13 protein-coding genes are annotated in these 13,243 nt (G+C 57.9%); 7 read left to right on the forward strand and 6 right to left on the reverse strand.

The window, feature by feature from the left end; translation table 11 throughout:
- Positions 1-7 precede the first annotated feature (7 nt).
- Genes TMS3_RS05545 through TMS3_RS05560 form a run of 4 tightly spaced genes read left to right on the forward strand, consistent with a single transcriptional unit; the run spans position 8 to position 4,698 of the window.
- Positions 8-1,765: a carbamoyltransferase family protein gene (locus tag TMS3_RS05545; protein ID WP_025164264.1), complete on the forward strand. Its 1,758-nt coding sequence runs from the start codon at positions 8-10 to the stop codon at positions 1,763-1,765.
- Complete coding sequence (locus TMS3_RS05550; protein WP_029866135.1) at positions 1,749-2,672, forward strand: glycosyltransferase family 2 protein; 924 nt, start codon at positions 1,749-1,751, stop codon at positions 2,670-2,672. The genes TMS3_RS05545 and TMS3_RS05550 overlap by 17 nt, the downstream gene beginning before the upstream one ends.
- Positions 2,669-3,811, forward strand: a complete 1,143-nt coding sequence (locus tag TMS3_RS05555; protein ID WP_025164266.1) for a glycosyltransferase — start codon at positions 2,669-2,671, stop codon at positions 3,809-3,811. Before TMS3_RS05550 ends, TMS3_RS05555 begins: the two co-directional genes overlap by 4 nt.
- Positions 3,808-4,698 carry a glycosyltransferase gene (locus tag TMS3_RS05560; protein ID WP_025164267.1) on the forward strand — a complete coding sequence of 297 codons (891 nt, stop codon included), beginning with the start codon at positions 3,808-3,810 and terminating at the stop codon, positions 4,696-4,698. Before TMS3_RS05555 ends, TMS3_RS05560 begins: the two co-directional genes overlap by 4 nt.
- 11 nt (positions 4,699-4,709) lie before the next feature.
- On the opposite strand, the gene TMS3_RS05565 is transcribed toward TMS3_RS05560, so the two are convergent.
- The 6 genes from TMS3_RS05565 to TMS3_RS05590 are packed head-to-tail and all read right to left on the reverse strand — an operon-like array spanning position 4,710 to position 9,092.
- Entirely contained in the window at positions 4,710-5,327 is a 618-nt protein-coding gene (locus TMS3_RS05565; protein WP_025164268.1) for an acyltransferase, read from the reverse strand.
- A gap of 27 nt (positions 5,328-5,354) precedes the next feature.
- Complete coding sequence (locus tag TMS3_RS05570) at positions 5,355-6,458, reverse strand: DegT/DnrJ/EryC1/StrS family aminotransferase (RefSeq protein ID WP_025164269.1); 1,104 nt, start codon at positions 6,456-6,458, stop codon at positions 5,355-5,357.
- Positions 6,436-6,921, reverse strand: a complete 486-nt coding sequence (locus tag TMS3_RS05575; RefSeq protein ID WP_025164270.1) for an acyltransferase — start codon at positions 6,919-6,921, stop codon at positions 6,436-6,438. Before TMS3_RS05575 ends, TMS3_RS05570 begins: the two co-directional genes overlap by 23 nt.
- Positions 6,905-7,318, reverse strand: a complete 414-nt coding sequence (locus TMS3_RS05580; RefSeq protein WP_025164271.1) for a sugar 3,4-ketoisomerase — start codon at positions 7,316-7,318, stop codon at positions 6,905-6,907. The genes TMS3_RS05575 and TMS3_RS05580 overlap by 17 nt, the downstream gene beginning before the upstream one ends.
- Positions 7,315-7,995 carry a BUD32 family EKC/KEOPS complex subunit gene (locus tag TMS3_RS05585; RefSeq protein ID WP_025164272.1) on the reverse strand — a complete coding sequence of 227 codons (681 nt, stop codon included), beginning with the start codon at positions 7,993-7,995 and terminating at the stop codon, positions 7,315-7,317. Before TMS3_RS05585 ends, TMS3_RS05580 begins: the two co-directional genes overlap by 4 nt.
- Positions 7,992-9,092, reverse strand: coding sequence for an O-antigen ligase family protein (locus TMS3_RS05590; RefSeq protein ID WP_235576608.1), 1,101 nt, complete (start codon positions 9,090-9,092; stop codon positions 7,992-7,994). The genes TMS3_RS05585 and TMS3_RS05590 overlap by 4 nt, the downstream gene beginning before the upstream one ends.
- A 202-nt stretch (positions 9,093-9,294) precedes the next feature.
- On the opposite strand from TMS3_RS05590, the gene msbA reads away from it, so the two are divergent.
- The 3 genes from msbA to TMS3_RS05605 are packed head-to-tail and all read left to right on the forward strand — an operon-like array spanning position 9,295 to position 13,219.
- Entirely contained in the window at positions 9,295-11,103 is a 1,809-nt protein-coding gene (gene msbA, locus TMS3_RS05595) for a lipid A export permease/ATP-binding protein MsbA (RefSeq protein WP_025164274.1), read from the forward strand.
- A 36-nt stretch (positions 11,104-11,139) separates the two neighbouring features.
- Positions 11,140-12,564 carry a bifunctional D-glycero-beta-D-manno-heptose-7-phosphate kinase/D-glycero-beta-D-manno-heptose 1-phosphate adenylyltransferase HldE gene (gene hldE, locus TMS3_RS05600; RefSeq protein WP_025164275.1) on the forward strand — a complete coding sequence of 475 codons (1,425 nt, stop codon included), beginning with the start codon at positions 11,140-11,142 and terminating at the stop codon, positions 12,562-12,564.
- Positions 12,565-12,571: 7 nt separating this feature from the next.
- Positions 12,572-13,219, forward strand: a complete 648-nt coding sequence (locus TMS3_RS05605) for an acyltransferase (protein ID WP_025164276.1) — start codon at positions 12,572-12,574, stop codon at positions 13,217-13,219.
- Positions 13,220-13,243 lie beyond the last annotated feature (24 nt).

Here is a 13,243-nt window from a genome sequence, read left to right on the forward strand (position 1 = left end):
AGACCCTGTGGCACTGACGATTCTCGGCCTTTCCGGCGCCCTCAGCCATGATCCTTCCGCCGCCCTGTACATTGACGGCAAGCTGGTCGCGGCTGCCGAAGAAGAGCGCTTCGTGCGTGATAAGCACGCGAAGAACCGCATGCCCTACGAGTCGGCCAAGTTCTGCCTGGAGCAGGCGGGGATCAAACCGTCCGACGTCGACGTTGTGGCCATTCCGTTCGCGCCGATCAGCCTGTTCGGCGAGGCCCGCTGGAAATACGCCAAGCGCTACTGGTACGCCCCGGATCGCGCCCTCGATGCGATCCTGATGGGCAACCGGCGCTACAAGCGCTACCGCAACAAGATCGTCTGGTGCCTGGAACAGCTGGGCTTCGACCCGAAGAAGATCAAGATCGAGCCGGTCGAACATCACCTGGCTCATGCCTCCAGCGCCTACCACTGCTCGGGCTTCCAGGAAAAAACCGCGATCCTCGGCATCGATGGCAAGGGCGAGTACGCCACCACCTTCTTCGGTTATGGCGAAAACGGCAAGATCCACAAGATCAAGGAGTTCTTCGATCCGGACTCACTCGGTGGCCTGTATGGCGCGATCACCGAGTTCCTTGGATTCGAGATGCTCGACGGCGAGTTCAAGGTCATGGGCATGGCGCCCTACGGTGACGCCTCCAAGTACGACTTCTCCCGCCTGGCGACCTTCGAGAATGGCGAGCTGGTGATCAACACCGAGTACGCCAACGTCATTGGCCTGCGCCGCTACAAGGAGAAGGGCAAGGGCTACTACTTCTCGCCCAAGCTGATCGAGTGGCTGGGGCCCAAGCGCGAGGGCGACATCGCCGACGATCCCTACATTCATTACGCCGCCAGCATGCAGGCACTGTTCGAGAAGCTGGCGCTGCAGATGATGGATCACTACCTGGGTGACATCATCAAAGAGACCGGCAAGATCGCCTTCGCCGGTGGCTGTGCGCTGAACGTCAAACTGAACCAGAAGATTATCGCCCGGGATGAGGTGAAGGAACTGTTCGTCCAGCCGGCCTCCGGCGATGCTGGCACCGCAGTCGGCGCCGCCGCCTACGTATCGCATGCCCGTGGCGTACCGGTGGAGAAGATGGAGCACGTCTACCTCGGCCCGTCCTACTCGAACGAAGACGTCATCGCCGCCTGCGCCCGGCACCCGAGCAAGCCGGTGTTTAAGCAAATCGACAACATGCCGCAGCGCATTGCCCAGATCATGGTCGATGGCAACCCGGTGGCCTGGTTCCAGGGGCGCATGGAGTTCGGCCCGCGCGCCCTTGGCGGTCGCTCGATCATCGGCTGCCCGAGCATTCCCGGGGTGGCTAATCGGATCAACGAGCAAATCAAGTTCCGCGAGCGCTGGCGCCCGTTCTGTCCTTCGATGCTCGATACCGTTGGCTCACAGATGCTCAAGGTCGATCATCCGTCGCCATTCATGACCTTCACCTTCGAAGTAAACGAGGAGTGGAAGGATCGCGTCGGCGAAGTGGTGCACGAAGACGGCACCTCTCGCGCCCAGGTACTCAAGCGCGAGTACAACCCACGTTACTACGACATGATGCTCGAACTGGAAAAGCTCACCGGCAACGGCGTGTCGCTGAATACCTCGCTGAACCGTCGTGGCGAGCCAATGATCTGCTCGCCTACCGATGCGCTGAATATGTTCTATGGCTCGGACCTTCAGTACTTGATCATGGAAGATATTCTGGTGGTGAAGGACGGCATGGACTGGCATGAAAATGTCGGCTAAGCGACTGCTTAGCGTCGTCATTCCTACGTACAACTACGCGGCGGTGTTGCCGCGTGCGGTTGAGTCGGTGCTGGCGCAACTGGATGCGGCCTCTGCCGAACTGGTCGTTATCGATGACGGCTCAACGGATGGCACTCGGCAGGTGCTTGACGGGCTGCTGGTGGCACATCCCGGACGCTTTCGCGTCGTTCACAAGAGCAACGGCGGTGCCTCTTCGGCACGCAACGTGGGCATTCGCGAGACGACAGGCGACTACCTGATCTTCCTCGATGCCGATGATGAGATGGCCTCCGGTGCGCTGTCTGCACTGCGCGAGCACCTGACTGCGCAGCCGCAGACGCGCCTGGTGATCGGCGGCCATATCAGCATCTCGCCCGATGGAAAACGCCGGGAGCATGAGTCTGCCGTCCTGCCCGAGCAGCCGCTGGATCGCTTGAAGGCGTATCTGCTGGACAAGCGCATTGCCTTGTCCAATGGCGCTTGTGCCATGCACCGCGAAGTGTTCGAGCGCGGAGACTATCCAGAGGCGTTCCGCAGCGCCGAGGACATTCCTGTGTTCGCCCAGGCGTTGGCCAATTACCCGTGTACGGTGTTGAATCAGCCACTGGCGCTTATCCACAAACACGACGACAGCCTGCGCCACCAGTTCAGCCACGCCAAGGCCGGTGGCCTGGCGCTGGTGGACGAAGTGTTTGCACCCCTGCGGCTGCCGGGCGAGTTCCAGTCCTTGAAAAAGCCGTTCCATGTGCAGCGCAGTCTGTCGTTGTTTCGCAGCGCCTATCTGGCGGGTGATGTGCAGGCGGCCAAGCAATACTTTCGCGCCGCACTCCAGTGCGACTGGGGTGTTCTGCTCAGGGCCTCCTATGTTCGCAAGGCTCTGCGTTTATGGTTGGGGCGACACGCATGAGTTCTAGGATCAAAGTGCTGCAGTTGCAGGCTCGCTACAACGTGAATGCTTCTGACTTGGCCGAGCAGATTATTCAAGGGCTGCCTGCCGAGCGTTTCGAGGTGACCACCGCCTTTTTGCGTGGACGTCCGGGCAGTGGGGAGCCGGAGAGCCGAGCGCCTCGCTCGATCTATTTCGGTTTCAGTCAGTCTGACTTGAAAGGATTGCGCCTGCGGGCCTTATGGCGTCTCTATCGATTGTGTCGAGAAGAGCGCTACGAAGTAGTGATCGCTCACCGGTTCAAGCCCATTAATATGCTGATGCTACTCAACCCTTGGCTGCGGATTCCGGCGTGCATTGGTGTGCAGCACGGCATTGGCGATTTTGACCGTGCTTACCGGCGCTGGGAGGCACGTCGACTGCTGGCTGGGAATTGGCGGCTGGTCGGTGTTTCGCGTGCGGTGCGTGATTATTTGCTGGGGTGCGGTGCTGGCTTTGATTCAGGCAATACTGTGCAAATCAACAATGCCATCGATATCGAGCGCGCCGAAGGCCTGCAGCATTCCCGCGAAAAGGCCCGTGCGATGCTCGGCCTCGCCACTGAGCCATTTACGTTCGGTGCTATTGGCCGATTGGTTCCAGTCAAGGGGCATATCCACCTGATCGAAGCCTTCGCTAAATTACAGGCGGACTACCCACAGGCGCAGCTCGCGATCATCGGCGAAGGCCGCTCTCGTGCCGACCTGGAATCAGCCATTGAGCGTCATGCTCTGCAAGGACGAGTTCACCTGCTCGGAGCTCGTGAGGATGCCTTGCAGTATGTGCGCGCCTTCGACGCGTTCGTGATGCCGTCGCTGAGCGAGGGGCTGCCCTTGGCGCTGCTGGAAGGGATGAGCGGCCGTTTGCCGGTGGTTGGTTCGGACATCGACAGCTTGCGACCGATACTCGAGGACTGTGGCGGGCGGGTCTTTCCGGTTGGCGATGCCGAGGCATTGGCCGAGCAGTTACGCGCAATCTTGAGGCTCGACACAGAGCAGCGAAACGAGGAGGGCGAGCGGGCCTACGCTTATCTGCGTAGCGCGCATGCCATTGAAGATTTTCGCCGACAATATCACCAGTTAGTCGAGCAAGCGCTGGGCGCGGAGCAAGCATCCTCATGAGTAGTGTTCAGGATCTGGAACAGCCGTTAGTGACGGTGATTATCCCTTCCTACAACCACGCCGAATACATTGAACAAAGCATTCTCAGCGTGCTTGGACAATCGTATCCGCGGGTGGAGTTGCTGGTCGTCGACGATGGCTCGCAGGATGACAGTGTTGCAGTTATTCGGCGCCTGCAGGCCATCCATGGTTTCGATTTCCGCGTACAGGCAAACCAGGGATTGTCGCGCACACTGAATGACACTATTGCACGGGCTAAGGGAAGTTTGATCGCGCCTTTTGGTTCGGACGACATCATGCGTCCTGATCGCTTGTTCCTGCAGGTGGCGCATCTGCGTGGAAAGCCTGAAGTGGGAATCTGTGCTGGTAATATCGAGACGATTGATGAGGCTGGTCAGGTGCTGCCTAGGCAGCGACTCAGGCCGGCTCGACGTCTGACGTTCGATGATATCTTTCTTTCGCAGCAGCCGGGCGCCCCTGCGCCGACCATGCTGTTTCGCCGAGAAGCGTTGGAGGCGGTGGGGGGGTTCGATCCTGAGATCAGGCTCGAGGACCTGCTGATAAAGCTGAAGATCACTCAGGCGGGGTATGTGATTGATGTGTTGGACGCGGTACTGGCGCAATACCGGACACATGAACGTAACACTTACAAAAACTATCGTTTCATGATTGATAACGTCCTGAAGACTTATGCCCTTTTCAGTGCGCACCCCGCTCATGCCGAGGTTTGCGCGCGCTTTATCAACTCCATGCTGCTCAAGTGCGCCCGGAACGATAAAGCGTTGGCCCGCGAGTTGCTCAGCCAATTGCCGTGGCGTTTCTGGAATCGCAAGACGCTACGGGCCTTGGGGCGCTTGCTGTTACCGGCCGGACAAACTTCGACCTGAGTCGTGGGGTCTCAGCTCGGAGTTTCTTGAGTATCTAAGGGGCGGAGCACCTTGGCCGGAATGCCCCCTGCAACAACATTTGCGGGAATATCTCCGTTCACTATGGAGCCATTGGCTATCACGCTATTGTCGCCGATCGATACTCCTTTCAATACAGTCACATTCGCGCCGATAAAGACATTCGAGCCTATTCTGACTGCCCCGCACGAGTGAAGCCCTGAGCTGCGCAGGTTTGGCTCAAGGCTGTGGAAGTCTGAGTCGTAGGCCGAAAAGTTATGTCCGATCAGAGAGTTGTCTGCAATGCTTATCGTGCTGCGCTCGGCTATCAGTACTGCGTTGTTGTTAATGTGAACATTCTCGCCAATCATAATTGTTGCTGTTTTTTCCCGGGCCTCTATATGGGCATAGCCGTTCAGGAAAAACGGCGACGGCCATACGCCAATGGTCGATTTACCTATGCGGATTTCGCCCTTCCCGGTAAAGAGGACCGGTTGCTTCAAGCGGCCACGCATGTTGCTTGGTTGGTTGTCTGAAAGCAGCCTGTATTTCAGCTTTCGGGCACCTTGTAGCCACTGGAGCAGATAAAGTCTGAAGCCTTGCCGCCAGCCGTTCTTATATATTTTTTTCATGCTCTGGTGTCGTTGCGACCTAATCTTTCAAAGTGCTGCGTTGTTGATTGCTTCAGCAACTATATGAGCGTGTTCGAGTGTCATGCTGGGGCCCATTGGCAGGCTCAGTACTTCGGCATGCAGACGCTCAGTGATAGGCAGTTGCAGATGATTGAACTCCGGGTAGGCGCTTTGTTGGTGTGGGGCTATCGGGTAGTGGATCAGTGTTTGTATGCCGGCTTGTGTCAGCTGATGCTGCAGGCGATCCCGGTGTTTGCTTAATACGACGAAAAGATGCCAGACGTGCTGTTCTTCGTGCCCCCAAGTGGGGAGTGAGATGGCAGTGTGCTTGATGTTATCCAGATAGCAATGAGCAATTTTTCGTCGTTGCGCGGTCTGCTGATCCAAGTATTTTAGCTTCACTCGCAACATGGCTGCTTGGATCTCATCAAGGCGGCTGTTCACGCCCTGATAGAGGTTTCGATATTTCTCATGGGAGCCATAGTTACGAAGCGCCCGCAAGGTTTCAGCCAGCTCATCGTTGGAGGTGGTAATGGCTCCGGCGTCACCGAGTGCTCCAAGGTTCTTGCCCGGGTAAAAGCTGAAGCCCGCTGCGTCACCCCAGTTGCCAGCCTTGCGTCCATGCAGGCTGGCGCCATGTCCTTGTGCGGCATCTTCAAGAATCAGCAGTCGATGTTCATCGGCCAGTTCTAGGAGTGCCGGCATGTCTGCCAGGCGTCCGTATAGATGGACTGGGATGATCGCCTTGGTGCGTGGAGTTACGGCGGCTGCAACAGCTGCCGGGCAAAGGTTGAAGCTGCTCGCGTCGGGTTCCACTAGAACCGGTGTCAAGTGGTTCTCGGTGATGGCCAACAGCGTAGCGATATAGGTGTTGGCTGGAACGATGACCTCATCACCGTCTTTGAGTCGGCCAATTTCCTGCCAGGCCCGAAGGGTCAGCGTGAGCGCGTCGAGCCCATTGGCTACACCGATGCAGTGAGTGGTCGCGCAATAAGCCGCGAATTCCTGCTCGAATGCAGCCAACTCATTGCCGGCAATGTACCAGCCAGAGTCGATGACGCGTGCGCAAGCTTCAAGTAATTCTGCGCGTAGCGCAGCATTGACACTTTTAAGGTCTAGGAAGGGAATCATCTTTGTCCAGGAAACGTACGATGCGTGCAGGATTGCCGATGACAACTGCGAATGCTGGGACATCTTTGGTGACTACGGCGCCCGCACCAACCATGGCGAATTGGCCGATGGTGATGCCGGGCAGTATGGTGGCATTGGCGCCAACAGACGCCCCCCGTTTAATTAGCACTGCGCTGTAGTGCGCTAGATAAGCTTTGGAGCGCGGCAGCTTGTCATTGCTGAAGGTGGCGTTTGGGCCAATGAACACACCATCTTCGATCTTGGTGCCATCCCAGAGGTAGACGCCGGATTTGATGGTGACCTCATTGCCAAGCACCACTTGGTTCTCAATTAAAGTGTGCGCACAAATATTGCAGTTCTTGCCTATTCGCGCGTTGGGCAATATGACCGAGTACTGCCAAATCCTGGTCCCCTCACCGATGTGAGGGCTCTGTACATCTGAGAGTTCATGAATGCTTGGCATCTAGGGTTTCTTTAATGAACTGTTCATAGTCGCGAATGTAGTCGGACTCATCGTAGTGTTCGCTGGCGATAACCATCAAAACACAATCGCTGGAAAAATCGAACATCTCGTGCCAGACCATTCGGTCAATACATAAGCCTTGGTGTGGTGAAGACAGCTTGAGTGTTTGGCGAGTGTGGCCATCATCCAGGAGGAAGCTGCAGCTGCCGCTTATGCAGACGGCAACTTGTTCAAGTGCGCGGTGTGCATGGAAGCCACGGCGAACGTCATTGCGGAGTTGGTAGAGGTAATAGACCCGGCGAATCGAAAATGGAATGTTGCTGTCGCCCTCTAGCGCAACCAGAGCGCCGCGCTCGTCTGCAATTTCGCGAAAATCAATCAGTCTAGCCAAGCTCATTTGTTATTGGCCTTTAACAGGGGCTTGCGATTGGCCTGGAGTACGCTCATCAAACGCTGGGCAGCCTGCTCACCGGCGCTCGTCGTGTATCCACGGATCAACGCCTCTAGGTGAGCATTTGCAAGCCATTGCGCGTCCTCATCATAGCGCAGCAAATGCCGGACATTGCGCTTACGTTTCCAGCGGGGAAGGGGGCGACCGCTGATCTGCATGTCGGAAAAATCAATCAGGCCAAACTGTGAGTTGGGTAAATACAAGACATTGCCCAGATGCAGTGAGCGGAAATAAACGCCAACTGCATGCAGTTCGCCGAGAAATCGCCCAAAGTGCTCGATCTCTATAGCCAGCCTTAGCGTATCCAGCTTGCGCCAGCGTGTACGCAGGTCTTCGCCGGGTAATGGGGTGTAGCGCACTGCATTTAATTGCTGAGCCGGGATCAGTAACAGCTCTTCAATGACGGGGGCGGCAATTCCGAGTTGCTGTAGCCGCGCAGCATTCTTCGCAAAGCGGCACGCTGGCAGCGACCACAGGGCGGACGAAAGCAGGCGCTTGCGCCGATAGAGTTTGAGGAAGTTGCCGCCCTGCAAGCGGACAACCTTCAGTCCGAAACCATCTTCTTCGATTGTTTTGGCGTCCTGAAGAAGAGCGTCCAGTTCAATCTCGCTCAAAGTTTTCATGGCTTGTACTGCAGGCGTTGGTGGATGGACAAGGCTGCGACCAGGGACAGAGGAATCCAGATTAAAAACCAGTTCTCGTTAGGTCTTGAGAAAAAGTTACTACCTTCCGTCAGTCCCGCCGATAGGCCGTACACGATCAAGGCGGAGGCCAGTTGGAACTTCGCCTGGTGCTTATGTTGCCAGCAGCGCTGCAGCGCTAGCCCATACATCAAAAGCCACAAGCCAAGCCCGGCCAGTCCGAGTTCGAGGAGAACAGCCAATTCGACATTATGTGGGTCGCTTAGTGTGCGGTTGAGCCCTTCCACCGCGAATATGAATTTGCTGTTGTAGCCATGGCCGATCCATAAATGATCGCCGGCCTGGCTAATGGCCTCGCTCCAGAGTTGTGGGCGGAAGGATAGGCCTCGCTGCAGCAATAGTTCGGGCATCAGTACGAGGCTGACTCCCGCAGCAACGACGAGCGCAGCAACCAGATAGAGTGAGCGTCTTCCGCTCATGGCGAGCATCCATACACTGGTGAGGGTCAGGGCAAGTAGTGGCGTACGCGAGCCTGTGGCCAGCAGGGCGGCCAACAGGGGTAGCGTGAGCAATATCGGCAGCCAGTCATGTCGCTCGCTACGGGTCAGCCAAGCGGCAATCCAGTAAGTGCTGAAAAAGCCCAGTACATGAGATGTGAGCAGGGGGTTACGCAGCGAGCCGGTACCGATCAGGCGCCCCTCGGCTGAGGGGGTGGCGAAGTAGAGATACAGGTTGATCAGGGCAGCCAAGGCGCCGAGTATGGCGCCGACGCGCAACACCTTGAGCAGCAATTGCTCGTCCTTGCAGGCGATCAATGCGCAGCTGGCGAACATCATGAAAATGTAGAGAGGGCGCTTGGCGAGGCCACCAAGGCCATCATCGGCTCGCGTCCAGAACAGGCTGGCTAGTAGCCAGCCCGAAAAAGCCAGGAAGGCCAGTATCATGGGTTCGCGTAGAATTGATCGCAGGTTGTGTGGCGCAATGATCAAGGCGAGCAGAGCGGGTGCAGCGACCAGTCCGTAATAGAGCTTGGTGAACAGACTGCCATCGGTAACCCAGAATAGGCCTGTCAGAAGCACCAAGTAGCCAAGCGTCAGCCAGTGGCGAACTATGAGGTTATCCAGGCGCGATTGCACGGAGTTGGTCAGAGGGGGGTATGTCTGCACTAGATCAGGCCAATGATTGTTAGGATGGCCGGCATCTTAAAGCATCTGCCGGGAAGAGCTAGCCGCTGCTGTGCTAAGCTCCCTGACCTTTTCGGCCCAGCCTAAGCGTGAGCGCATGACCGACCAGCATCAGAGAGCCACCCAGGTCTCCAGCCTGAAGATATACCTTCGCCTGCTGGGCTATGTGAAGCCTTATATCGGCCTGTTTCTGATTAGTATTCTGGGTTTCATTATTTTCGCTTCGACCCAGCCGATGCTCGCCGGCATCCTCAAATATTTTGTCGATGGTTTGTCCAATCCGGACGCGGTGCTATTCCCAACGGTCCCCTATTTGCGTGATCTGCAGTTGCTGCAGGTAGTGCCGTTGTTGATCGTGTTAATTGCCGCCTGGCAGGGACTGGGGTCCTATCTGGGCAACTATTTTCTGGCTAAGGTCTCGCTAGGCCTGGTGCAGGACTTGCGCATCGCACTATTCAATAACCTGCTGGTTTTGCCCAACCGCTATTTTGATAACCATAACTCCGGCCACCTGATCTCGCGCATCACCTTTAATGTGACCATGGTCACGGGGGCCGCGACCGATGCGATCAAAGTGGTGATTCGTGAAGGGCTGACGATCGTCTTCTTGTTCGCCTACCTGATCTGGATGAACTGGAAATTGACCCTGGTGATGCTGGCCATTCTGCCAATAATTGCGTTAATGGTCGGCAGCGCGAGCAAGAAGTTTCGCAAGCAGAGTAAGAAAATTCAGGTGGCCATGGGCGATGTCACCCATGTCGCCTCGGAAACCATTCAGGGCTACCGGGTGGTACGCAGTTTTGGTGGTGAGGGTTACGAGTCCAGGCGGTTTACTGCCGCCAGTCAGGACAACACCAGTAAGCAATTGCGCATGACCAAGACCGGCGCGGTCTATACCCCTATGCTGCAGTTGGTGATCTATAGCGCCATGGCAGTGTTGATGTTCTTGGTGCTATTTCTGCGCGGTGATGCCACTGCGGGCGATCTAGTGGCTTACATCACCGCGGCGGGACTGCTGCCCAAGCCGATCCGTCAATTGTCGGAAGTCAGTTCGACTATCCAGAAAGGCGTGGCCGGCGCCGAAAGCATCTTCGAGCAGCTCGACGAAGCCCCTGAGGTCGATCATGGCAGTGTCGAGCGCGAGCGGATTACGGGGCGTCTGGAAGTGCGCCAGCTGAGTTTCCAGTACCCGGGTAGTGAGAAGCCGGTGCTCAATGACATCAGCTTCAGCGCCGAGCCGGGGCAAATGGTCGCCCTGGTGGGGCGCTCCGGTAGCGGCAAGTCGACGCTGGCTAACCTGATCCCACGCTTCTACCACCATGAGACTGGGCAGATTCTGCTCGACGGCGTCGATGTCGAGGACTACAAACTGCGCAACTTGCGACGGCATATCGCGCTGGTCACGCAGCAGGTCACTTTGTTCAACGACAGCGTGGCCAATAACATTGCATACGGCGATTTGGCCGACGCGCCGCGTGAGGCGATCGAGCAGGCCGTTGAGGCAGCCTACGCCAAGGAGTTCATCGACAGGCTTCCAGATGGTCTGGACACCGAGGTGGGCGAGAATGGCGTGCTGCTATCGGGCGGTCAGCGCCAGCGTCTGGCGATAGCCCGAGCGTTACTCAAGGATGCGCCGATCTTGGTGTTGGACGAGGCGACTTCGGCGCTGGATACCGAATCCGAGCGACATATTCAGGCAGCTCTGGATCGCGTGATGAAGGGGCGGACCACATTGGTTATCGCGCATCGCTTGTCGACCATTGAAAAGGCCGACCTGATTCTAGTCATGGATCAGGGGCGCATCGTCGAGCGTGGCACTCATGCGGATTTGTTGGCGCTTAACGGTTTCTATGCACGTCTGCATGCGCTGGGGCTGGATGAAGACGCACCATTGGATATTGCCTGATAAACTACGCGCCACCACTTGAGGCCCGGAGCCCACATGAAGTTGTCCATGCCCCGTTTCGATCAAGCTCACGTGCTGGTGGTGGGCGATGTCATGCTCGACCGATATTGGCATGGCGGCACCTCGCGAATCTCTCCGGAAGCGCCGGTGCCGGTGGTCAAGGTTGAGCAGATCGAGGATCGTCCGGGTGGCGCGGCCAACGTCGCGCTAAATATTGCTGCGCTGGGTGCGCCGGCTGTGCTGGTGGGCGTGACCGGTGAAGACGAAGCCGCTAACAGCCTGAGTAACAGCCTGGCAGCCGTGGGTGTGAAAACCCGCTTTCAACGTATCGCCAGCCAGCCGACCATCGTCAAGCTGCGGGTCATGAGCCGCCACCAGCAGCTACTGCGGATGGACTTCGAAGAGCCGTTCAACACTGACGCCGGCGCCCTGGCGCTGGAGGTCGAAGCGCTGCTGGATGGGGTCAAGGTGCTGGTGTTGTCGGATTACGGCAAGGGCGCCCTGCAGAATCATCAGGTCTTGTTGCAGGCGGCGCGGGCGCGCGGCATTCCGGTGCTGGCCGACCCCAAGGGCAAGGACTTTTCCATCTATCGCGGCGCGAGCTTGATCACCCCGAATCTGCATGAGTTTGAAGTGGTGGTCGGTGCCTGCGCCGATGAAGCCGAACTGGTGGCCAAGGGTGCACAGCTGATGCGTGAACTGGAGCTGGGCGCCTTGTTGGTGACCCGCGGTGAGCACGGCATGACCCTGTTGCGCCCCGAGCACCCAGCCCTGCACTTGCCGGCCCGCGCCCGCGAAGTGTTCGATGTGACGGGTGCCGGCGACACTGTTATTTCGACCCTGGCGGCCAGTCTGGCCGCCGGTGAAGAGCTGCCCCACGCTGTGGCCCTGGCCAATCTGGCCGCCGGTATTGTGGTCGGCAAGCTGGGCACCGCCGCCATCAGTGCACCTGAACTGCGCCGCGCGATTCAGCGCGATACGGGTTCGGAGCGCGGCGTGTTGAGCCTCGATCAATTGCTCCTGGCGATTGACGATGCCCGCGCCCATGGCGAGAAGATCGTTTTCACCAATGGTTGTTTCGACATTCTTCACGCCGGCCATGTGACCTATCTGGAGCAGGCGCGCGCTCAAGGCGATCGGCTGGTCCTGGCGGTGAATGGCGATGCCTCAGTCACTCGCCTGAAGGGCCCGGGCCGGCCAATCAACTCGGTGGATCGGCGCATGGCGGTACTCGCCGGCCTGGGTGCGGTGGACTGGGTGGTGAGCTTCAGCGAAGACACCCCGGAGAACCTGCTCAAGCAGGTGCGCCCGGATGTGCTGGTCAAGGGCGGTGACTACGGCATCGAGCAGGTTGTCGGCGCCGACATCGTCAAGGCCTATGGTGGTGAGGTGCGGGTGCTGGGGCTGGTGGAAAACAGCTCGACTACCGCCATAGTCAAGAAAATTCTGGATCGCTCCTGAGGCCCCTATGCTTCAATGGCTCTATCTGCTGCTGCGTAATCTCGCCTATAAAAATCGCCTGAATCTCAAGCCGGGCAACCGACTGGAAGTGCCCCTGAGTGTCCAGCGGAGGCTAAAGAAGGTCACTATCAAGCTGGGCGGCCGCAACAACCGCCTGTTGGTCGGTGAGGGCACCGAGCTAAGTCACTGCGAGATCCGTCTGGACGGCCAGGACAACCTGATCGATATAGGTCCGCGGGTGCGTTTTCGTTCCGGAAAAATCTACCTGCGCAATACCAGTGGCCAGCATATCCGCATAGGCGCGGAAACCACGGTGGAAGGGGCATACCTGCTGGTTGACGAGGCCGCCAGCATCGACATTGGTCGTGACTGCATGCTGTCCACTGAGATACTGATCCGCACCGGCGACAAACACTCGATCCTTGCGGCGCATAGTGGCGAGCGCCTCAACCCCGCGCGCGACGTGCACATTGCCGACCGCGTATGGATCGGTCGCGATGTGCAGATACTCAAGGGCACAGTGCTGCATCCAGAGTCGGTGGTAGGTGCCTGTTCGGTAGTCAGTCGGGCCTTCGAGGAAGGCAACTGTGTAGTCGCCGGGGTCCCCGCGCGGATCGTCAAACGAAGCATACGCTGGGACCGTGCGTTGCTCTGAGGCCTGACTTGGCGGGTTGGACGT

The sequence above is a fragment of the Pseudomonas taeanensis MS-3 genome (assembly GCF_000498575.2).
Taxonomy (GTDB): Bacteria; Pseudomonadota; Gammaproteobacteria; order Pseudomonadales; family Pseudomonadaceae; genus Aquipseudomonas; species Aquipseudomonas taeanensis.

Bases quoted from the DNA above. Each gene is read 5' to 3' on its own strand.
- TMS3_RS05570 (WP_025164269.1), bottom strand. From the start codon at position 6,458: ATGATTCCCTTCCTAGACCTTAAAAGTGTCAATGCTGCGCTACGCGCA.
- TMS3_RS05550 (WP_029866135.1), top strand. From the start codon at position 1,749: ATGAAAATGTCGGCTAAGCGACTGCTTAGCGTCGTCATTCCTACGTAC.
- TMS3_RS05560 (WP_025164267.1), top strand. From the start codon at position 3,808: ATGAGTAGTGTTCAGGATCTGGAACAGCCGTTAGTGACGGTGATTATC.
- TMS3_RS05565 (WP_025164268.1), bottom strand. From the start codon at position 5,327: ATGAAAAAAATATATAAGAACGGCTGGCGGCAAGGCTTCAGACTTTAT.
- hldE (WP_025164275.1), top strand. From the start codon at position 11,140: ATGAAGTTGTCCATGCCCCGTTTCGATCAAGCTCACGTGCTGGTGGTG.
- TMS3_RS05555 (WP_025164266.1), top strand. From the start codon at position 2,669: ATGAGTTCTAGGATCAAAGTGCTGCAGTTGCAGGCTCGCTACAACGTG.
- TMS3_RS05605 (WP_025164276.1), top strand. From the start codon at position 12,572: ATGCTTCAATGGCTCTATCTGCTGCTGCGTAATCTCGCCTATAAAAAT.
- TMS3_RS05585 (WP_025164272.1), bottom strand. From the start codon at position 7,995: ATGAAAACTTTGAGCGAGATTGAACTGGACGCTCTTCTTCAGGACGCC.
- TMS3_RS05580 (WP_025164271.1), bottom strand. From the start codon at position 7,318: ATGAGCTTGGCTAGACTGATTGATTTTCGCGAAATTGCAGACGAGCGC.
- TMS3_RS05575 (WP_025164270.1), bottom strand. From the start codon at position 6,921: ATGCCAAGCATTCATGAACTCTCAGATGTACAGAGCCCTCACATCGGT.
- msbA (WP_025164274.1), top strand. From the start codon at position 9,295: ATGACCGACCAGCATCAGAGAGCCACCCAGGTCTCCAGCCTGAAGATA.